The following is a 21,787-nucleotide window of genomic DNA, read 5'->3' as shown; positions in this document are numbered from 1 at the left end:
ACAATGAAGTATTTGTTTTTTTTGATATCAATTTCAATTTCAGCCCAAATAAAAGGCGTAGTAAAAGACAGTATTTCTGGCGAACCCATTCCGTTTGTGAATATTTGGGTGGAGAATGAAACGATTGGAACTACTTCGGAAGCTGACGGAACATTTTTCTTAGAAGCTTCAAAACAAAAAAGTATTGTGATTTCGGTTTTAGGTTACGAAAGAAAAACGTTGAAAGGAAGTGAAATTTCGGAAGTGTTTTTAAAACCTACCACTTATGATTTAAGAGAAATCGTAATTCTAAATAAAAAGCAATCCAAGCAAATTGAAATTGGCGATATCAAGAACGCTATTTTTCAATCGTTTGATAACGGACCAAAAATCGAAGCGAAGTTTTTTCCTTATCAAGCTTCGTACAGTAAAACAAAGTTTATAAAAGAAGTAACTATTTTTACTGATAGTCGAATAGATGATGCGACAATAAAACTTCACTTTTATAGTGTAGATGAAAACGGATTTCCGGGCGAAGAATTGTTAACTAAAGATTACATTGTTACCTTGAAAAAAGGGGTTATCAAACATCGTTTTAATATTTCGCAATTTGATTTGGTTTTCCCAGAAAAAGGAATGTTTGTGGCGTATGAAAAATTGTTAATTGAAAGTAACAAAACCGGTACCAAATACCAACCTTATGTATTGTATAATTATGTTGAAAGAGACTTTTTTTATACATATGCTTACGGAAAATGGAGTAAGCAATCTGGTGAAAATTCAGAAAAAATCAGCGTAAATGAGCCCTCAATAAACCTAATTTTATCGAACTAAAATAAAAAACACTACATTTGTAGGTTAGAAAATATAAAAATTAATGAAAGACATTAAAAACATTTCGCGCTCAAGAGCGCAAGAGTCCTCAGCAGCTATTGAGCGACTGTACATTACCATGAGACATTTATTTAACAGAGGTTTCTATAAACCAATGGGTGTTTCAGGAGAAACTTTAAGAGAAGCTTTATTAGCGCTTCGACCAGAAATTTACGGTTCTATCGCCGAAGAAAAGGTAGAATTAAACGGGCTTTTATACGTAATTGAACGTTTACCAATTGGAATTGAAGAATGCCGTTACATCAATTTAACTTCAGATGAAGGCTATTCAAATTCGCACTTTAAAGCGATTGTTCCACCAAAAAGAAGAAGAAACTGTTACCGTATTGACGACGAACAAATGAATGTGGAAATCACACGTGGTCGTTCGGATATTTACGATATTTTAACGCATTTGACCTTTATTTTTATCGAATCGCACAAAATTAAAGATAGAGTTTTAATTGATGATGAAGGTTCAGTTTCACGCGATTGGCAAAAATTAGAATTAGCGGTAAAACAAACTAAAAAATTAAGCTTGATTGATCGTGAAAAAGCAATTTCTCATGCTGCTAACGTATTAGGAAGAACGTTCGCTGAAGTACAAGACATTTACGACGATTTCGCTACAGCTGAAGCTCCAGACAGATTCTTACACGTAGTGTATTGGTTAGGAAAATTAGCTATCGAAGAAGTAGTCGATAATAACAAAAGAACGATAACTTTCAGCCCGATTTTGAGAGAACGATTAGGTCATCATATTTATGGGGATATTTGGGCAACCACAATTAAAGAAGTTTTACTTAAAAACGATTTAATTGATAGACCAATTCACATTATTAGTGCGAATATGCACAGTGTGATGAATTCTATTTTTGCAGAACCAGTTTTAGGAAAAAAATACAAAAACACACCTGAATTTCAGATATTTGAGGATTTAAGTAGTTCGGCAAACAAAGAGTTACGCAAGAAAGTAGAAGAATTAGCGTTACAACAAGGAATGATTTCGTTGCCAGATGCATCAGGAACCAATATCGACGTTCAAATTTTTGATACAGCTAAAATTGATTTCAAGAAAACAATATTTGCAGAAGCTAAATTAGCTAAAGAAAAACCGGTTATCATTGTAATGGATTACGCTTTTGGTGAGCAAGCATTTGAAACGATTGATGAATTATTGAAACCTTACAAAGCAGAAAAGAAAAATAAAATTTTCTTAAATGTAGAATCGGTTTCCATTATGGGTAAAGCTGGAATTTTAGAGGGTGGAAAAGGAGATATCATGATTCCGTGCGCTCATGTAAATGAAGGAACAGCAGATAACTATCCTTTTGAAAATGAGTTAACGGCAGCAATGTTTGAGGGTAATGGAATTCCAGTTTTTGCTGGACCTATGATTACGGTTTTAGGAACATCGCTTCAAAATAGAGATTTGTTGAAATTTTTCCACGAATCCACTTGGCAAGCGATTGGTTTAGAAATGGAAGGAGCTTATTATCAAAAAGCAATTCAATCGGCTTCAAAAATTAGAAAAAGTATTAATCCAGATGTAAAAGTGAGATACGCTTATTATGCTTCTGATAACCCTTTAGAAACAGGAAGTACATTAGCATCGGGTGGATTAGGAACCACAGGAGTAAAACCTACGTATTTAATTACGATTAAAATATTAGAACAAATCTTTAACGTTAAATAAGCATTAATGAGTACAAATTCTCAAGGTCAAGAAATCGATTTAGGACAAATCGGAACCGGAATTAAGAACTTTTTCAATGGAATAGTGAATTCCATTTTCGATTTTATATTCTTTATTAAAAAGAAGATTGTAATTATTGGAGGTCTATTTGTAGTAGGTATAGTATTAGGTTTTTTCTTAGACAAAGATTTTTCTTACAATCAAGAGATTTCGGTAATTCCTAATTTTGGAAGTAATGAGTATTTGTATACCAAAACTGCTTTTTTGCAATCACGTTTAAAAGAAAATGACGAGGCTTTTTTTAAATCATTAGGTGTTAAAGATTTTAAAAAGATAACTAAAATTAATGTAGAAGCTTTTAATGGAGTTTTTGGTTTTATTAGTTCAAGCGAGCCCAATTTTGAATTATTAAAATTAATGGCTGAAGATGGAAATTTGAAAGAAATTATAAAAGAAGATTTTACAAGTAAAAATTACTATTCTCATAATATTACCATTTCTACTTCTGAAAAGATTAATCAAAAAGAAATCATCGATCCTATTTTGAAGTATTATCAAGTAAACACCTTCTATCAAAAGCAACAAGTGATTCATCAAGAGAATATTGATGAAAAAATCAAGTTTAATGACTCATTAGTAAAACAAATCGATGGCTTAATAATTAAATTAACAGATTCTAAAAGCGCTAGTAATGTAACTATTTCAGAAAATAGTAGTATTACAGCATTGATTAATAAGAAAGATGAATTGATTAAAGAATCACAAAACTTAAAATTAAATAAAGGAGAATACGAACAAATAGTTAAAGTAATAAATGTTTCATTAAATAATCTTAACACAAAAGGTATTAATAACAAAATGAAATTAATCTTACCTTTTGTATTTGTAATTTTTTATTTGATTGGTTTTAAGTTTAATAATTTGTACAGAAAACAATTAGCTAGAATTAAAGGATAATGAAACATATATTAGTTACAGGTGGTGCAGGATTTATAGGAGCCAATTTTGTCCCTTACTTTATTGAGAATAATCCCAATTATCATTTAGTAAATTTAGATTTACTCACTTATGCTGGGAATCTTGACAATGTAAAAGAAGTTGTAAACCATCCAAGATATACGTTTGTTCAAGGTGATATTTGCGATAGAAATTTTGTAGAAGATTTATTTCAAAAATATCAATTTCACGATGTCATTCACTTTGCAGCAGAAAGTCATGTAGATAATTCAATTTCTGGTCCAGAAGCTTTTATTAAAACCAATGTTTTAGGCACTTTTAATTTATTAGATACCGCAAGAAAACTTTGGATGTCTGCTCCAAATCAATACAATGTTGGATTTGAAAATTCTCGTTTTCATCATGTTTCTACGGATGAGGTTTACGGAACATTAGGTGAAACTGGTTTGTTTGAAGAAACGACTCCGTATGCTCCAAATAGTCCTTATTCGGCTTCAAAAGCAGGTTCAGATATGATTGTAAGAAGTTATTTTCATACATATGGAATGAACGTTGTAACCACAAATTGTTCTAACAATTACGGACCAAAACAACATGACGAAAAGTTGATTCCAACCATTATTCGTAAAGCAATACAAGGTGAAAATATTCCTATTTATGGAGATGGAAAAAACGTACGCGATTGGTTATATGTCTTGGATCATTGCAAAGGAATTGAATTAGCTTTCAAAAAAGGAAAAGCTGGAGAGACCTACAATATTGGCGGAAGAAACGAACGTAATAATTTGTACATCGTTGACACTGTTTGTTCGATTTTGAATGAATTACAACCAAAATCTGGAGGAAAATATCAAGATCAAATTACATTTGTAAAAGATAGACCTGGTCATGATTTGCGTTATGCAATTGATGCAACAAAAATCGAGAATGAATTGGGTTGGAAAGCTGATGAAAATTTTGAATCAGGTATTAAGAAAACCATCGAATGGTATTTACAAAAATATAACAACTAATGAAAGGAATTATATTAGCGGGAGGTTCAGGCACACGTTTACATCCGTTAACATTAGCGGTGAGTAAGCAGTTGATGCCTATTTACGATAAACCGATGATTTATTACCCATTGTCAACTTTGATGTGGGCAGGAATTAGTGAAATATTAATTATTTCAACACCTCATGATTTACCTTTATTTCGTCAATTATTAGGCGATGGAAGTAAATTAGGCTGTCGATTTGAATACGCTGTTCAAGAACATCCAAACGGATTAGCGGAAGCATTTATTATTGGAAAAGAATTTGTAGGAAACGACAAAGTTGCTTTAATTTTAGGTGACAATATTTTCTATGGAACTGGTTTAGCGGAATTACTTCAAGCGAATAACAATCCTGATGGTGGCATTATTTATGCGTATCATGTACACGACCCAGAGCGTTATGGAGTGGTTGATTTCGATAAAGATGGAAAAGTGTTGTCTATTGAAGAAAAACCAGTCCAACCAAAATCAAACTATGCTGTTCCTGGAATTTATTTTTATGATAATGATGTTTTAGATATTGCAGCTAATATTAAACCAAGTCACCGAGGCGAACTAGAAATTACCGATGTGAATAAAGAATATCTAAACCGAGGTAAATTACAAGTAAGTATTTTAGATAGAGGAACTGCTTGGTTAGATACAGGAACGTTTCAATCATTAATGCAAGCGGGTCAATTTGTTGAAGTTATTGAAGAACGTCAAGGATTAAAAATTGGAGCCATTGAAGAAGCGGCATACAAAATGGGCTTCATTGATGCAAATCAGTTAAAAGCATTGGCCGAACCGTTATTAAAAAGCGGTTATGGAAAACATTTAATAAGCCTAATTTAATTAGTCAATTTGTCAATGTGATAATATGCTAATGTGAACAAAAAGGACTCATTGACATATTAAAAATTGGCACATTATGTAGCATATGACATTTATAGAGACCAAACTAAAAGGATGTTTTATCCTTGAACCCAAAATATTTAAAGACGAACGTGGTTACTTCATGGAAAGTTTTAATGAAAAAACTTTTCAAGATGGAGTAGGGCATAAAGTAACTTTTGTTCAAGATAACCAATCGTTTTCCACTAAAGGTGTTTTGAGAGGATTGCATTACCAATGTGGCGAACATGCGCAAGCCAAACTAGTTCGTGTTTTACAAGGTGAAGTTTTAGATGTAGCTGTTGATTTAAGACCTAATTCTGAAACATACGGTCAATATGAAGCAGTGTTGCTTTCTGCAGAAAATCAAAAACAGTTTTTTGTTCCAAGAGGTTTTGCACATGGTTTTTTAGTGTTATCTGAAACCGCAACTTTCTTTTATAAATGCGATAATTTTTATAATAAAGAAAGCGAGGGCGGATTAATTTACAATGACCCAACCGTTAATATCAATTGGAATTTTCCTTTGAATGAATTGATAATTTCCGACAAAGATCAAATATTACCTAATCTTGAAAACACTAAGAAAGTATGGTAGTATTAGTAACGGGAGCTAACGGTCAATTAGGACAATCGATACAGTTTATTGCTAATAAATATCCAAATATTGAGTTTGTATATACCGATTTTCAAGAAATGGATATTACTAATATTGAAAATTGTAAAGTAGTTTTTGCAAAACACCAACCTCATTTTTGTATCAATACAGCCGCTTATACTGCTGTTGATAAAGCTGAAAGTGAATCGGATAAAGCGCATTTAATTAACGCTGTTGGTCCTGAAAATTTAGCCAAAGTTTGTAAAGAATTCGATACTATTTTAGTTCATATTTCTACAGATTTTATTTTTGATGGTACTTCAAAAGTTCCTTATTTAGAAACCGATGTTCCAAATCCGAAAAGTATTTACGGACAAACGAAATTAGATGGAGAGATTGCCATTCAAAAAAATTGGGAAAAACATTTCATTGTAAGAACTTCTTGGGTGTATTCTCAATTTGCAAATAATTTCATGAAAACGATGTTACGTTTGGCTTCGGAACGAGATAACTTATCTGTTGTAAACGACCAAATTGGTACACCTACAAATGCGGTTGATTTAGCTGAGGTTTTACTAAAAATAATTACATCTTGTCAGACTGAGTCACACGAAGTTTTCGGGATCTATAATTTTTCAAACGAAGGCGTTTGTTCTTGGTACGATTTTGCGGCAACAATATTCCATCAAAAAGGAATAGAGATTGATTTGAAGCCTATTCCAACAGATTCCTATCCAACGCCAGCTAAAAGACCTGCTTATAGTGTTTTGGATAAAAAGAAGATAAAAAAGGTTTTTGGAGTTGAAATTAAAGATTGGAAAGAAAGTTTAACCGTAAGTTTAAACCATTTAAATTAATGAAAAAAGCTTTACTTTTTATCTGTTTTTCAGTGGCATTGTCTTTCTCTCAAGAGAAATCATCGGGTTATTTTGATGTTCAACTTTTTAGAGGAAATATTATAAAACATTCAGAAGATGTTGGGCATTTGATTTCAGGTCATCCGGATGGATTTTTAGTAAGTTACAACTGGAAAACTTTTGGTAAAAAAGAATGGGAGCAAGTTTATAATTATCCAGATTATGGAATTTCATTTCACTATTTAGACTTTAAAAATCAATATTTAGGGTATAATGTGGCCTTAGGATTACACTATAATTTTTACTTTTTTAATCGAAATTTAATGTTTCGAATTTCACAAGGAATTGGGATGACATCGAGTCCTTATGATAAGGAAACCAACAATAAAAATAACGCTTTTGGAACTAAAGTGATGGATAATACCTACTTTATGTTGCAGTATAAAAAAGAAAATCTTATTAATCGAATTGGTTTTCAAGCAGGATTTATGCTAACACATTTTTCAAACGGAAGATTCAAAGCTCCAAATAGCGGAATTAACACCATTGCATTAAACGTTGGATTAAACTATAATTTAGGTGAAAAGCAAGAATACATTAAGGATTCTTTACCAGCATCATCAACGTATAAAGAACGAATTAAGTATAACATTGCTTTTAGAACGGGTATTTCTGAAGGACCAGTTCCAAATTTAGGACAGCGTCAATTTTATCACATCGGTTTATATGCCGATAAAAGGATAGGAAGAAAAAGTGCTTTACAATTAGGAACCGATGTTTTCTTTTCAAGATATTTGAAAGATTATATTGATTTTGTTTCGGTGGCTTTTCCTCCTGGACATGAATCATATGCAGACGCTGATACCGATTATAAGAGAGTTGGATTATTTGTTGGACACGAATTATTTATTAATAAACTTTCCATTGAAACACAACTTGGCTATTATGTTTATAAGCCATTTGATTATGAAATTGATATTTATCAAAGAATCGGAGCAAAATATTATCTTTACAAAAACTTTTTTACAGGAGTTGGATTAAAAACTCACGGCGGAAGAGCCGAAGCAATAGAAGCTACCCTAGGAGTACGATTATAAGATGAGAAAATTTATTTTACATATAGTTACTTTGTGTTGCCTAATTTTGGTAACAAGCTGTGGTATTTCCGAAGATTGTTTTAAAGGAAATGGCAATCAAATTACGCAAACTTTTCCTTTTGAAGGTTTTTCTAGAATAAAAGTATATGATGGTGTTGGGTTGGTTGTTAAAGAAGGACCTAATTATGAAGTTAAAATAAAAACATCAGAAAACATCATTGATAACTTAGATGTAAAGTTAGAAGGAAATATGCTTGTGATTAAAGATAATTCTTCTTGTAATATTGCTAGGGATTACGGACAAACAATAGTTTATATAACGATTCCTGATGGAACTATTTTACCTTTAGTTCAAGAGTTAGAATTACATTGTAAAACAGAACAAAAAATACAGTCTGATGGAATATTGCACTCACCAATTATTCGTTTGTTTTCAATTGGTGATGATGGTGATGGGGCAGGAACTGCAGACTTCCACATAACAGTTGATAATGGGCAATTAGTTGTGGAAAGTAATAATGTTTCCAATTTTTATATTTCTGGACATTGTTCAGAAATGTTATTAAATTTTTACTTTGGAGATGGACGTTTTTATGGAGAAAACTTACGAGCTGAAAATATAAAATTATATCACAGAGGTTCAAACGATATGTTTGTATATCCAATTCAAAAAATAGAAGGAACTATTTTTGCAACAGGAAATGTTGTTTTAAAAAATGTACCTCCCGTTGTAAATGTGGATGAAGTGTATCGAGGAAGAGTAATTTATTAAATATGAATCAAAACAAGAACATCTATTGCCTTACACCCATTTATAACGATTGGGAAAGCTTTGCTGTTTTGATTCAAGAAATAAGTCTTTTAAAACAAAATTTTAGTACTTACAATTTTTTTATAGTAGCCGTTAATGATGGTTCAACTGAAGATATTCCTGAAGATTTTGATTACAAGAATATATCTGCTACGGTTTTAAATTTAAAAATAAACATTGGACACCAAAGAGCTATTGCTGTTGGGTTGCAATATATTTACAATGAAGTATCCGATTATGATTTTGTTGTGGTAATGGATAGTGATGGTGAAGATAAGCCTCAAGACATAAAAGAATTAATCAATAAAGCAGAACAAGAACAGGAAAAGAAAATCATTTTCGCCCAACGAAAAAAACGTCAAGAATCTACGTTTTTTAAAATAGGGTATTTCTTTTATAAATACTTATTCTATTTCCTAACAGGACAAAAGATCAGCTTTGGAAATTTCAGTGTAATTCCAAAAAAGTTACTTTCAAAAGTAGTACATCAAAATAACATTTGGAACCATTATTCGGGCGGAATTATCCAATCTAAAATTCCTTTTGAAAAAGTTTTACTCGACAGAGGAAAGCGTTACAAAGGCGTTTCAAAAATGAATTTTAATAGTTTAATAATTCACGGATTAAGTTCTATTGCTGTTTATTTTGATTTTTTATCCTTGAGAATATTAAGATATTCGCTTTATGGAATCGGAATTTGTTTTGTTTCGGTTTTATTTATTTTGTATCAAAAATTATTTACAGATAATGCCATTCCAGGTTGGGCTTCAAGCTTGATTTTGATTATATCAGGCATAATTTTACAATTGTTTTCAGTTACTTTAATTGTATTGTTATTGCAATTAAGTTCAAGAAAAAATATAAGCGCACCTAATCCAAAAATTTACAAAGATTTTATAGAAGATATATCATATGAAAAATAGAATATTGAAGGGAAACAAGATTGTTTATTTTATTTTATTTTTAATTTCATTTATAGCTTACGACGTTATTTATGGTTTAGAAACATTAATTCCAACCAATATAAGTTGGTTAATGTCGATGTACCATGATTGGGGTCAGCATTATTTGGGATGGGCTTATTATAGAGATGCCGACTGGAGTTTTCCTTTAGGTAAAATGGATAATTTTTATTATCCTGTAGGTACTAATGTTGGATTTACAGATTCAATTCCACTATTGGCTTTTGTTTTCAAGATTTTTTCTTTTTTACTTCCTGAAGATTTTCAATATTTTGGAATCTGGTTATTATCTTGTTTGTTTTTAAATGCTTTTTATACTACTAAAATATTAAAATTATTTAAAGTAAGTAATTTAGTTATCTATATAGCAGCAGTTCTAATTGTTACAAATCCTGTAATTGTTTTTAGAGGTATGCATCCTGCTTTGTGTGCTCATTGGCTTATTTTAGGATCTTTTTATTATTATTTGGTTCCTACAACTAAAGAAAACGCAGTAAGTAATTATAAAAAACAAGGGATATTATTTTTTTTAAGTGCAACAATAAACCCATATTTAGCTATTATGGTGGCGGGCTTTAATATTGTATTGGCTATAAAAAACTATTATTATGAAAAATCGATTTTAATAAAACAAGTTTTTTTGTTACCCTTTTTATCAATCGCTTCAGGTTTGTTTTTTTGGATAATATTTGGATTAATTGAATTCAATAAAGCCACTAATCTTGATGTAGGAAATATTTATGGTCAGTATGGATTTAATTTGAATTCATTCTTTAATTCTTATGGTCATTATTCAAAATTCATACCACATTTAGGAATGGTAACTGATTTACAGCATGAAGGATTTGGATATCTTGGACTTGGATTATTGTTTTTAGTAATCACTTCAATTTTTGTGTTTCAATATTTTATTGTTACTAAAAAGGTTAACAAAAACCATCAATATTTATTACCATTAATATTGCTTTGTACATTAATGTTATTTTTTGCAATAACTAATATTGTAACTTATGGAGAGCAAGTTTTGTTTAAATATCCAACATTAGGTATTATCGAAAAGCTAGGAAATATTTTTAGAGCAAATGGTAGATTTTCTTGGCCTTTTTATTATTTATTAATTATAGGTTCAATTTTGATTTTTAATAAATTAAAATTTAATACATATGTTAAGTATTTTGTTTTTGTTGGTTTGACGTTTTTTCAATTATATGATATAGAAAATTTACTAACTTCTAGAGATTTAAAATATGGTTCATTTGATTCAAAATTAGATGAGGAGAAATGGAAATTGTTGTTAGAAAATTTTGATGAGGTAATAACTTATCCAGCTTATACCAATAACATGGTTTATAATATGGATTATCAAGATTTGATGTATGTTGCATTAAAATCTCACAAACCCATTTCAATTGGTTATGTGGCCAGAGAGAATGTTGTTGAAGGACAAATCTTTAAAGATTCAATAATCAATTCATTGAAAAGTGGAGAAATTGCTAAAAATAGAATTTATATAACTAACGCTGCCAATCTTAAAGATTTTAACGTATTGATTTATAAAGATAAAGTTAATTTAAAACGTCTTGATGGCTTTATTGCTATTTATTCAAAGGGAACAAGTTTAAAAACTGATTTTATCTCAAGTGAACTCAATTTAAAGTATATAGATTCTGTTAAGAATTCATATTTAAAAAACATGAGTTTTAAGGAAGTTGCTAATAATTGGAATTCAAAAGAAAACATCCAGTTTAATGTAGAAGCTTATTCATTTGAAGATGATGTAATGCAGATTAGTGGCTGGGCTTTTAACAAATCAGTTTCTACTAATTTAAATGATTCTATTTTCATTGCATTAACAAACAAAGGTAAAACATATCTTTTTCCAACAACTGCTGTTTCAAGAGGTGACATTACTGCGGTTTACAAAAAAGGAAATTTAGATAATTCAGGATTTTCTACTACATTATTTACGGAAAAACTTCCTAAGCAATCTTATGAGCTAGGAATAGTAATTAAAGATCAAAACGGGAAATATCATTATTCTAAAACAGATAAGTTATCAGAAGTTGGAAAAAGAAAATATCAAACATTTACTTTAATTAATAAATTACCAGATTCTAAATCAATAATTATGTCTAATTTAGAAACCATTGAAAACAAAAATAATTTTATAAAAATGAGTGGTTGGGCGGCTTTAGAAAAGAGAAACTCAATAAATTGTAAAATAAAAATAGTTTTATTATCCAAATCTAAGATGTATTTATATGACACTAATTTAGTTACAAGAAACGATGTTACTTTAGCTAATGAGAATAAATATAATTATGATTATTCTGGATTTGAATTTAAGTTTCTAACAAAAGAATTACCAAAAGGTGAATACAGAGTAGGAGTTATCATTGAAGATACAAATGAGAAGAGTTCTCATTATAAGCAATTTGAAAAAAAATTAACTTTATAAAAAAAAAACGAATTGCAATTCAAAAAATTATATATTTGCACAAAAATAAAATCAAAAAATGAAAGCATTTATTTTATCAGGATTATTACTTAGTGTTTTATTTACTTCATGTAAAGATGACAAAGCAGTTGATACAAATGAAACTGCAAAAGCAGAGTCTAAGACATTTACAGTTACATTCAACGCAGTAGTTGAAAAAGATGATACTTTTCAAGTTTTTTACAATGAAGATGGAGGAGATAATTTTGCTCCAGAAGATGCAGTAACTATAAACATCAAAGGTAGTACTCAGCCACAAGATTTAGTTTTTGAATTACCAAAAGAAGCTATGCCAATGTCTTTACGATTCGATATTGGAGCTAATAAAGAATTAAAGCAAGTTCCTTTCAAAAGCTTTAAAATCGAGTATTTAGACAAAAAAATTGAAGGAACTACAGCAGATTTTTTCAAGTATTTTTATCCTAACACTCAAGTTGAAATTGATACTGTAAATACAACTGCTAAAATTAAATTATTAGAAGGAGAACCTTATGATCCAATCTTAGGTTCAACAGTAGACTTAAAGAAACAAATCGAAACATTATACGCTAAAAAAGTAGAATAACGTTTTAAATATTATAAAAAAAATAGGGAGCTAAATTTTAGCTCCCTATTTTTTTAGTATAAGTTTTATGTAGCATTTCAACAAGGAAAAATAGAAATCAAAATAGGATAAGAAACTAGGGTTATACCCATATTTTAATTTCACCACAAGTGCTTCTTTAAGGGCTTTATAAATTTGATTACTCACACCGCCATTTTGCATCTTAGCCGTGATGCTTTCAAAAAACGCTGGTTGAATATAATCTTTACAACGTATATAAAAATCCAAGTCGCCCACAATTTTATATGCTGTACTAAATTTGCCCACTTTTTCAAATAATTCCTTTTTATGAAAGGAACCTACTTGGGCAATGTTCATATTTCTTACAACTTTTTCCCAAACAAATGGCTTTCCAATTACTCTTATAAACTGGTGTTTTTCATCAATAATTTCTACTTGTGAGGAAATATAATTGGTTCCAATATCACTTTTATTAATTTTGTTTGAATAATTAATTAATGCGTCATCCATATACATATCATCAGATCCCAAAAAACTAATCCATTCCCCCGAACTTAGTTGTATTCCTTTGTTCCAAGCATCGTAAATTCCCTTGTCTTTTTCTGAGATAAATTTATAAGGAACTCCTTTAGCTTCAAATTTGGGTACAAATGATTGTATAATTTCCAAAGTGTTATCAGACGAATTACCATCAATTATGATGTATTCAAAATCTTTAAAATCTAGGTTTAGTACCGATGTGATGGTATCTGAAATTGTTTTTTCGCTATTGTAAGAAGCGGTAACGATGCTAAAAAATGGGGTTGTACTCATTTATTTTTTTGTAAATAATTGCATTACTTTTCCGATTACACTTTTCAAATACTGGTTCTTGAAAAATGAAAGAACAAAAAAGATAAGACATAAAACAAAAATACAGATAAATAAGTAATTTAAAGTACCATTAAACCAACTAATTATGGTAAAATATCCAAAAAAGCTTGTACCAATAGCTGAAATTACAAAGAATAAGTCATTTTTTAGTAGTAAGCTTTTCCATGAAATTTTGTTCTCATGTTGGTAAGAAAACAAAACCAATAACGAACCAATTAAAAACGCAACGTTCCAACCTAATATTACACCATAACCGCCAAAATGAACTCCTAAAAAATAACCAAAAATAGGGTTGATGATTGTAATGGCTAAATACGAATAAATCAACCAATTCAATTTGCCTTCTCCTAAGTAACTAAAATATGCCGGATTGCTACAAATATTAACAAAGGCAACAATGCTGTTTAAAACTACAGCAAACAAGAAAAACGGAACAATTTCTCCAATCCACAAGAAGGAAACTAGTGGAGCTGTTATAATAATGCCTGTAATTAAAACAATATCAAAAAGTAGTACTATTGAAAACGTTTTTATATACAATGTTTTTACATAATCTTCATTGGTTTCTTTTGCTTCAGCCACAACTGGAATAATAACTTGGTTAGCACTTACAATTAAACCACGCAATTGTGTTACTAATCGGCTCGCCATTTCATAATAACCCACCATAGCTAACCCACCATATTTACTTAAAAATGCTTTTGTTATAGGTTCAAATGACATTTGCATGAACGATAAAGCTTGCATTTTTAAGCCGTAATCAATAATTTCTTTGAATAAGCTTTTTGACCAGTTCCATTGGAAGGTAAAAATTCCTTTTATGTATTTCGACAAGAAGTATAGGGAAGTTAATAAGACTACTGCAGCTTGAACAATTTGGGCAAAAATTAATCCTTTCAAGCCAAATTTTGGAGTGAGTAAAACGCTTAAAACAAAAAGCAAGATAGAAGTAAAGCTAACAATATAGCTTTTAATATAATTTTTTTGAATCCCATCTAAGCAGCTGCTAATAACCCCTCCTAAGGCATTAATAACTAAGCTGATTAGTGAAAATGGTAATATTTCTAATGCTATTGGTAGATATTGAGTTTCAATAAAATGAGGTAAAACATAACTTCCCGCTATTAAAATGATAACCGAAATAATGGAATACGTAACGATTATAAAAACGGAAGCAGTAAAAATCAGTTTTTTTAAACTTTCAAAATCGTTTCGGGTTTGATAAGTGGCTACAAATTTAACGATACTTGTACTGATGCCAAAATTAGCAATTAAAGCTAATGAGGTTGAAGCAATGATTAAAGACCAAACACCCAGTAATTCAATTCCTAATGTAACCAATAAGTAACGATACAAAAGCAAATAAACAATTCCCACGACGAGAACTTGTCCTATCGCAGCGATTGAATTGAAAAGAAGTTTCGATTTTTGCAAGCGTTTCTTTATTTGGAATTAAGAATAAAATTTTCAATTTGAGTCACTCTATTGTCCCAATTGTGGAAGTTTTTCACGACTTCATAATTTTTTTCTATAAGCGGAATATAAGTGTCAAAGTTAGCTAAAATAGCTTCAATTTGTGCTACGGGATTTTTTTCATCAATTTCTATAATAGGATTGTAATCAAACAGATGAAGCATATCGTGTGGTAGTTTGCCTAAAATTAAACATCTAGACGCCATCGATTGCAGATAACGATTTGTTATGGTAGAAATTTTACCAGTTCTTTCAGGATGTGTAATGTCTGAAGGGACACAAATAGATATCTTAGAATTGGCTAAACCAAATAAAAAGTCTTCGCGTGAAGGAAAAATAATTTGACCCGCTTTTTTTTCGTATTGGTAAACTAAATCGGATTCAATGGATTTAATTTTTTTGTGATACTCATTCCATTTTCTGCCTAATTGTAAAACGTCGGTGGTTCTTTCTTGATAAGGTATAAATTGATATTGGGTAACATCAATTCCTTCTGGAATCCAATGCGATTGAAAATTCGGAATATTTAAAGTGTTGAAATATTCTGCCGATTGCTTACTTGCTGTGAAAACTAAATTAATTTTATAAGCACGTATTGTTTTTTCAATCTCATCAAACAAAGGTTCCCAAGCATCATACATCCAAAGCACTTTTAAATCGACATTGAAATGAAAGTAAGGGAAAAACTTTTCTTTTTGATACCCTATTACCACATAGTTTTTATGCTTTTTAAAGGGTAGTTGAATCGGCGGAATAAACTTAAGAAGTTGGCGAAGCATTCGCGCTTGAATGCTTCCCACTCCATTTATTATTTCCCAATTGGGTTTATTTATAATTCTAGCTTCAAACTCATAATACAAGTCCATTGAAACATGGTGATTGAAATTGGTTTTAACCAAAGTAAATTGTTTCATGAGTAAAAATTTTAATTACAGCGAAGTTAAAACTCGATGCAAGTGCTTAATTTCTTCTGTTAAATCGATTTGGTGATTTCCAACAAAGAAACCTTTTTTGTCTAAGTATTGTGCGTTTTTCATTTCGCCAAAAATCTCACAATCGAAGTACTTCAAAACTTCATTTTTAGTAAAATCTCCAGTAACAATAGGGCGACAATCGATGTGGTTTTCTTCTAATTTTTTTACGATATCCAATCGGTTTAAATTAGACTCGGGTTTAATGATAAAACTAAATCCAAACCAACTACTGTTATCGATGTCTTTTTGAATGTAGAAGTCGTTGCTATCTTTAAATAGAGAAATAAACAACGCTGCATTTTTTCTTCTTTGGTCTAAGAACGAAGGTAATTTTTTTAATTGTTCAACCCCAATAACACCGCTCATTTCAACTGGTCGCACATTGTAACCTGGTAATAAAAAACGGAATGATTCTTCAAACCAATTATCACTTTTGTTAGAAATTTTATTTTCTTTTGGTAAATGACGTGTCCAACCATGTGCTCTTAAGCAAACCATTACATGATACATTTCTTCGTCATCGGTTACGATTAAACCACCTTCCATGGTTGCCATGTGATGTGAAAAGAAAGTAGAAAAAGTTCCCACTAAACCAAAAGTTCCCGTTTGTTTTCCTTTGAATTCCGCTCCCATTGATTCACAGTTATCTTCCATTAAGATGATATCTCTAGAACCGATGATTTCTTTTATAGCATCAAAATTATTTGGGTTACCCAAAAGATTTACTGCTAAAATCATTCTAGTGTTATCCGAAACGGCTAATTTCAATTGGTCTAAGTCGAAATTTAACGTGTGTAAATCTACATCTACAAACTTCAATTTTAATCCATATTGGTATAGTGGATAATAAGTGGTTGACCAAGAAACGGCTGGTACAATAACTTCGTCGCCTCTTTTTAATTTTGGATTTTTAGTATAAAACATTGCGGCAACTGCAATTAAATTAGCAGATGAGCCCGAATTTACCATAACCGCGTATTTTGAATTGACAAATTTTGCAAAATCGTCTTCAAATTGTTTTACGCCTTCGCCCATAGTGTACATATCTTTTGCGATAACACCATTGATGGCTTCTATTTCTTTTTCATCCCAAGTTGAGGATGCTAATGGATATTTAATCATGTAAAACCGATGTTTTAAAGTATTCAACTGTTTTTTTAATTCCTTCTTCTAAGGATGTTTGATGTTGCCAACCAAATTGCTTCAGTTTGGTATCATCAATTAATTTTTGTTTCATTCCGATTGGTTTAGACAAATCGTGAACAAATTTTCCTTCAAATCCAATTACGTTGGCAATGGTTTGATAGTATTCGTTAATCGTATAATCAAATCCTAATCCCACGTTTATGTTTTGTGGCATTTGGTCAAATTTTTCTAAAGCATAAAATACAAAGTCGGCCAAATCTCCTGTGTACATGAATTCTCTTCGGGCTAAACCATCGCCCCAAATATCAATTTCAGTAGCGTTGTTTTGTTTGGCTTCATAAATTTTCTTTATTACTGCCGGAACCATGTGTGAATGTTCAGGTGAAAACTTATCGTATTTTCCATATAAATTACACGGAATAACGGTTTTGTATTGCAAGGTTGGATTTTCTTTTACAATATATTCGCACAAACGAGTAGCGACAACTTTTGCAATAGCATACCCTTCATTTGTAGGTTCTAGTTCGCCTTTTAAAATTAATTCTTCTTGTAATGGATTTTGTGCTTCACGCGGATACATACAAGAACTAGCCATATTCATAAACCCTTTGATTCCGTTTTCTTTAGCCGCCATGATGATATTTCTTCCCATGTCTAAATTGAAAACTAAAAAATCCACAGGTCTTGCCATATTGGCTTGAATTCCACCCACTAAACCTGCAGAATGGATTATGAAATCAGGTTGGTGTTTTTTTAGATAAGCATCAACTGCGTTATAATCTCTTAAATTCAGTTCAGCACTTGATGGTGATAATAAGGTGTGTTGATTTGCTTTTGGATGTTCCAAAATATTTTTGCCAACCATGCCATTACCGCCTGTAACTAATATCTTCATAGAGAAATTATTCGTATCTTTTTAATGAATCTCTGTCTTTAAAACGAACAACATAGTTTAAATCGTGTTGCATCATGATTTTAACTAGTTCTTCGATAGAAGTACGACTTGGATTCCAACCCAATTGAGTTTTAGCTTTTGTAGGATCTCCTAATAAACTTTCTACTTCAGCAGGTCTGTAATAGTTAGGATCAACTTCAATAATTACTTTTCCGGTAGCTTTGCAAATTCCTTTTTCGTTTTCATTTTCTCCTTGCCATTCTAGTTCAATTCCCGCTTCTCTAAACGCTAGTTCACAGAAGTAACGAACTGAATATTGAATTCCTGTAGCAATTACATAATCTTCTGGTTGTTCTTGTTGTAGCATTAACCACATACATTCTACGTAATCTTTAGCATAACCCCAATCACGCATAGCGTTAAGGTTTCCTAAATATAATTTCTCTTGTAATCCGTGTTTAATTCTTGAAGCGGAAAGTGTAATTTTTCTAGTAACAAAAGTTTCTCCTCTACGTTCTGATTCGTGGTTGAATAAAATCCCGTTTACAGCAAACATGCCGTAAGATTCGCGGTAATTTTTGGTAATCCAAAATGCATAAATTTTAGCTACACCATAGGGAGAACGTGGGTAAAAAGGAGTAGTCTCTTTTTGAGGTACTTCTTGCACTTTTCCGTATAATTCAGAAGTAGAAGCTTGGTAAATTTTTGTTGTTTCGGTCAACCCACAAATTCTGATTGCTTCTAACAAACGTAACGTTCCAACAGCATCGGTTTCTGCCGTATATTCTGGCATATCAAAAGACACTTTTACGTGCGATTGCGCTGCTAAATTGTAAATTTCGTCTGGTTTTATTTGTTGCACTAGGCGGATTAGACTCGTAGAATCGGTCATATCCCCATAATGAAGGTTGATTTTTTTATCTTTATGTAAGTCTCTGATTAGAGATTCAATATATAAATGCTCAATTCTTTCGGTATTAAAAGTAGAACTTCTTCTTATGATTCCGTGAACTTCGTATCCTTTTTCTAATAACAACTCGGCCAAATACGAACCATCCTGCCCATTAATTCCGGTAATTAACGCTTTTTTCATCTCGGGTAAAAAATTTAATAGCTACAAATATATATCTTAAAAAGTAATTGTATAATTTTTAGCAATATATTTTGTGAAATAGCTTTATATTTGGGGGCTAAATACTAGAATTTGATTGCAAAAAAACACATCCCAATAACGTTATTTACACTTGTTTTATTGTGCGAACTTTATTTGCCTTCTTACAAGTTAAATTTTGCTATTCAGTTTGTTAGTTTAGCTATTGTTGTTTTTATCAGTAAGTCCAGTATTTCTCTGCGTTTTTTTAAAACAATTCTTCCTTTATTATCCATTTTTCTTGTTGGGTTTCTAGGATATTTACTAGATTTTTATCCGCTGTCTGCCACCATTAAAGATATTACTTATTTTTTAAAACCTATCATTGTTTTGGTTTTAAGCTATGTCTTAATAAAGAAGCAAAATGATATGTTTCTATTCTTAAAAGCAATTGTGTTTATTGCTGCTTTTACGGCATTTTTACATTTATTTGGAATATTTATACTAGGAGATTTCAGATCCAATTCGATTCATGAATTAAGAGGTGATTTTGGTTTAGATAATTTTATTGAAATTTTTGCTTTATATATTCTTTTGTTTTCCAAACGCTTTTTAGGAAAACCAATTGTAGAAGATAGAAGATGGTATTATGTATTGGTTGTAGTTTTTCTTTTATCGATTTATCTTTATTTTTCTAGAACGATGTTGGTAGCCTTCTTTTTAGTAGGTTTTTCAATGCTCGGGTATGCTAAAATTACAACAGGAACCTTAAAATTCATAGGATTTGCATTTTTACTGATTGGGTTATTATATGCTTATTTATTTTCAGTTAAAATTGACCGAAATGCCAAAGGAGTGGAAGCGTTTTTATATAAAATAAAGATAGCTCCAGAAGAAATTTTCGAAACCAAAATAGATAGGGAAAATCATAAAGAGTTATGGGATCACTGGCGCGGGTATGAAGCAAAAAGAGCAATAGCCTTAATGAATGAAAACCCTAAAAGTTATTTGTTAGGAGCGGGATATGGCTCTTTGGTGAATTTAAAATTCAAAGCACCTGTTGGAGAGAAAGACATGAAATTCATTTCAAGAATACATAATGGCTATGTTTTTGTTTTGTATAAAACAGGTTTTATAGGCTTGATACTATATTTTGTTTTTTTAATTAATTTATACTTGAAAATTTATACTAAAAAAACTTCTGAAGAAGCTTATTTTGTTGATAGAATTATTGTTAGTATTAGTGTTTTTTATTTTTTCAGTTCGTTAATTATTACTGGAATTTATATTCCCATAGATGCAGTAGTTTTTATTCTAGGAGGTTTATTAGCTGTTGAAAAAGTAGAAAAAGATATTATAAAGTTAAATCAGTTATCGAGTTAATTTTTCATATTCATCCGAAAAACTTTTTACGTATTTTTTTGTAGAGAAGTTCTCGTTTACCCTTTTAAACCCATTTTCTCCATAAATTTTAATTAATTCTGGGTTTTCTAACAGGAGAGAAATTTTTTCTACTAAATCTTTAGCATTATTTGCTTCAAATAATAACCCTGTTTCATGGTCTTTTACAATCTCTACTAAACCACCATGATTAGCTGCAATTACTGGTTTTTTTGAAAGCATTGCTTCAGTTGCGACTAGTCCAAATGATTCTTTTTCGGTGGAAGGCACAACAGTTATATCTATGATATCGTAATAAGGCCAAATATTTTCCTGAAAATCAACAAATGAAACTTTACTTTGCAAAGAATTTTCTTCAATTTTCTTCAATATTCTATCTAGATATTCTTCTTTTCCTTTTACAGCAGAACCGATAAATACTAGGTGGATATCAGAGTGTTTTTTTTGTAAAATTACAAATGCATCTAACATTAAATCTTGACCTTTAATTTGGCTGATTCTACCGATTAATCCAATTAATACTTTATTTTTAATTTCCGAGGAAATTGAACTTTTAATTTTGGCAATTTCCACTTCATCAATTTTGTTAATATTTCTCTCCTGACCATTATAAATAATGTTCGATTTACTCTTAATTTTCGGATAAATTGAAGTAAAATGATTTGAAGTGGCAATAGAGTTAAAAATTACTTTATCTGAAAAAAAATGAATAATTTTTGGATAAATTAAGGCAATTCTTTTAGGTTTCTCAATTATTTCGTGTACATGCCAAAGATGTGGAATTCTAAAAAAAAAGGAATAAAAAGCACCAATAAAAACTGATGTTGCATTGGAATGAATTAGATGTATTTTTTTTCCTTTCAGCTGTCTTTTTATTGAAAAAAAAGATTTTATAATTTCAAAAGGTAATTTGATAAAAAAAGAGGGTTTTAAAATTCCTCTTTTTACTTTTATTACTGATGAATAGATTACTTGTATCCCTTTTTTTTCAAGTAATTGTTTTAATGGACCTTCCTCATGTAATACTACAATAGGAGCATAATTTTCTGGGAAATTATTTATAAGTTCCAAAATTGCTTTATCAGCACCGTATAATTCGGCCGACTGATTGACAATTAAAACATTTTTCATTTT

At 30.6% G+C, this 21,787-nt stretch carries 20 protein-coding genes; 13 read left to right on the top strand and 7 right to left on the bottom strand.

What is annotated here, in order from left to right:
* The first annotated feature begins 3 nt into the window (after positions 1-3).
* The 12 genes from IM755_RS03505 (at position 4) to IM755_RS03450 (ending at position 12,801) form a co-directional block, all read left to right on the top strand.
* A complete protein-coding gene (locus tag IM755_RS03505) occupies positions 4-813 on the top strand; it encodes a carboxypeptidase-like regulatory domain-containing protein (RefSeq protein ID WP_194093648.1) in 810 nt (269 codons plus the stop codon).
* A 43-nt stretch (positions 814-856) separates the two neighbouring features.
* A complete protein-coding gene (locus IM755_RS03500) occupies positions 857-2,548 on the top strand; it encodes a DUF6909 family protein (protein ID WP_194093647.1) in 1,692 nt (563 codons plus the stop codon).
* A 6-nt stretch (positions 2,549-2,554) separates the two neighbouring features.
* Entirely contained in the window at positions 2,555-3,505 is a 951-nt protein-coding gene (locus IM755_RS03495) for a hypothetical protein (protein WP_194093646.1), read from the top strand.
* Positions 3,505-4,518, top strand: coding sequence for a dTDP-glucose 4,6-dehydratase (gene rfbB, locus IM755_RS03490; RefSeq protein WP_194093645.1), 1,014 nt, complete (start codon positions 3,505-3,507; stop codon positions 4,516-4,518). Before IM755_RS03495 ends, rfbB begins: the two co-directional genes overlap by 1 nt.
* Positions 4,518-5,375, top strand: a complete 858-nt coding sequence (rfbA, locus tag IM755_RS03485) for a glucose-1-phosphate thymidylyltransferase RfbA (RefSeq protein WP_194093644.1) — start codon at positions 4,518-4,520, stop codon at positions 5,373-5,375. The genes rfbB and rfbA overlap by 1 nt, the downstream gene beginning before the upstream one ends.
* An 85-nt stretch (positions 5,376-5,460) precedes the next feature.
* Positions 5,461-6,012: a dTDP-4-dehydrorhamnose 3,5-epimerase gene (gene rfbC / locus IM755_RS03480; protein WP_194093643.1), complete on the top strand. Its 552-nt coding sequence runs from the start codon at positions 5,461-5,463 to the stop codon at positions 6,010-6,012.
* Positions 6,006-6,869 (top strand): dTDP-4-dehydrorhamnose reductase, encoded by an 864-nt coding sequence (gene rfbD, locus IM755_RS03475; RefSeq protein WP_194093642.1) that lies wholly within the window; start codon positions 6,006-6,008, stop codon positions 6,867-6,869. The genes rfbC and rfbD overlap by 7 nt, the downstream gene beginning before the upstream one ends.
* Positions 6,869-7,966 (top strand): acyloxyacyl hydrolase, encoded by a 1,098-nt coding sequence (locus IM755_RS03470; protein ID WP_194093641.1) that lies wholly within the window; start codon positions 6,869-6,871, stop codon positions 7,964-7,966. The genes rfbD and IM755_RS03470 overlap by 1 nt, the downstream gene beginning before the upstream one ends.
* A 1-nt stretch (position 7,967) precedes the next feature.
* On the top strand, positions 7,968-8,738 hold the full coding sequence (locus tag IM755_RS03465) for a GIN domain-containing protein (RefSeq protein WP_194093640.1): 771 nt from the start codon (positions 7,968-7,970) through the stop codon (positions 8,736-8,738).
* A 2-nt stretch (positions 8,739-8,740) separates the two neighbouring features.
* Positions 8,741-9,700, top strand: coding sequence for a glycosyltransferase family 2 protein (locus IM755_RS03460; RefSeq protein ID WP_194093639.1), 960 nt, complete (start codon positions 8,741-8,743; stop codon positions 9,698-9,700).
* Positions 9,690-12,197: a DUF6311 domain-containing protein gene (locus IM755_RS03455; protein WP_194093638.1), complete on the top strand. Its 2,508-nt coding sequence runs from the start codon at positions 9,690-9,692 to the stop codon at positions 12,195-12,197. The genes IM755_RS03460 and IM755_RS03455 overlap by 11 nt, the downstream gene beginning before the upstream one ends.
* Positions 12,198-12,255: 58 nt before the next feature.
* A complete protein-coding gene (locus IM755_RS03450; protein WP_194093637.1) occupies positions 12,256-12,801 on the top strand; it encodes a hypothetical protein in 546 nt (181 codons plus the stop codon).
* Between the two features lie 45 nt (positions 12,802-12,846).
* Here the strand turns inward: IM755_RS03450 and IM755_RS03445 are convergent, their stop codons facing one another.
* The 6 genes from IM755_RS03445 to gmd are packed head-to-tail and all read right to left on the bottom strand — an operon-like array spanning position 12,847 to position 19,255.
* Positions 12,847-13,614 carry a glycosyltransferase family 2 protein gene (locus IM755_RS03445; RefSeq protein ID WP_194093636.1) on the bottom strand — a complete coding sequence of 256 codons (768 nt, stop codon included), beginning with the start codon at positions 13,612-13,614 and terminating at the stop codon, positions 12,847-12,849.
* A complete protein-coding gene (locus IM755_RS03440; RefSeq protein ID WP_194093635.1) occupies positions 13,615-15,108 on the bottom strand; it encodes an oligosaccharide flippase family protein in 1,494 nt (497 codons plus the stop codon).
* A gap of 8 nt (positions 15,109-15,116) precedes the next feature.
* Positions 15,117-16,061, bottom strand: coding sequence for a glycosyltransferase (locus IM755_RS03435; protein ID WP_194093634.1), 945 nt, complete (start codon positions 16,059-16,061; stop codon positions 15,117-15,119).
* Between the two features lie 15 nt (positions 16,062-16,076).
* Positions 16,077-17,243, bottom strand: a complete 1,167-nt coding sequence (locus tag IM755_RS03430; RefSeq protein WP_194093633.1) for a DegT/DnrJ/EryC1/StrS family aminotransferase — start codon at positions 17,241-17,243, stop codon at positions 16,077-16,079.
* Positions 17,236-18,162 carry a GDP-L-fucose synthase family protein gene (locus IM755_RS03425; protein ID WP_194093632.1) on the bottom strand — a complete coding sequence of 309 codons (927 nt, stop codon included), beginning with the start codon at positions 18,160-18,162 and terminating at the stop codon, positions 17,236-17,238. Before IM755_RS03425 ends, IM755_RS03430 begins: the two co-directional genes overlap by 8 nt.
* Positions 18,163-18,169: 7 nt before the next feature.
* Positions 18,170-19,255 (bottom strand): GDP-mannose 4,6-dehydratase, encoded by a 1,086-nt coding sequence (gmd, locus tag IM755_RS03420; protein WP_194093631.1) that lies wholly within the window; start codon positions 19,253-19,255, stop codon positions 18,170-18,172.
* A gap of 426 nt (positions 19,256-19,681) precedes the next feature.
* Here gmd and IM755_RS03415 point away from each other — a divergent pair, with 426 nt between their 5' ends.
* Entirely contained in the window at positions 19,682-20,635 is a 954-nt protein-coding gene (locus tag IM755_RS03415; protein ID WP_194093630.1) for an O-antigen ligase family protein, read from the top strand.
* Here IM755_RS03415 and IM755_RS03410 read toward each other — a convergent pair.
* On the bottom strand, positions 20,624-21,784 hold the full coding sequence (locus tag IM755_RS03410) for a glycosyltransferase family 4 protein (RefSeq protein WP_194093629.1): 1,161 nt from the start codon (positions 21,782-21,784) through the stop codon (positions 20,624-20,626). The two genes, IM755_RS03415 and IM755_RS03410, sit on opposite strands and share 12 nt — an antisense overlap.
* Between the last annotated feature and the right edge of the window lie 3 nt (positions 21,785-21,787).

Source organism: Flavobacterium proteolyticum (assembly GCF_015223105.1).
GTDB lineage: Bacteria > Bacteroidota > Bacteroidia > Flavobacteriales > Flavobacteriaceae > Flavobacterium > Flavobacterium proteolyticum.
Note: the sequence above shows the minus strand (reverse complement) of the source record. Positions and strands in the feature narration are given on the sequence as shown.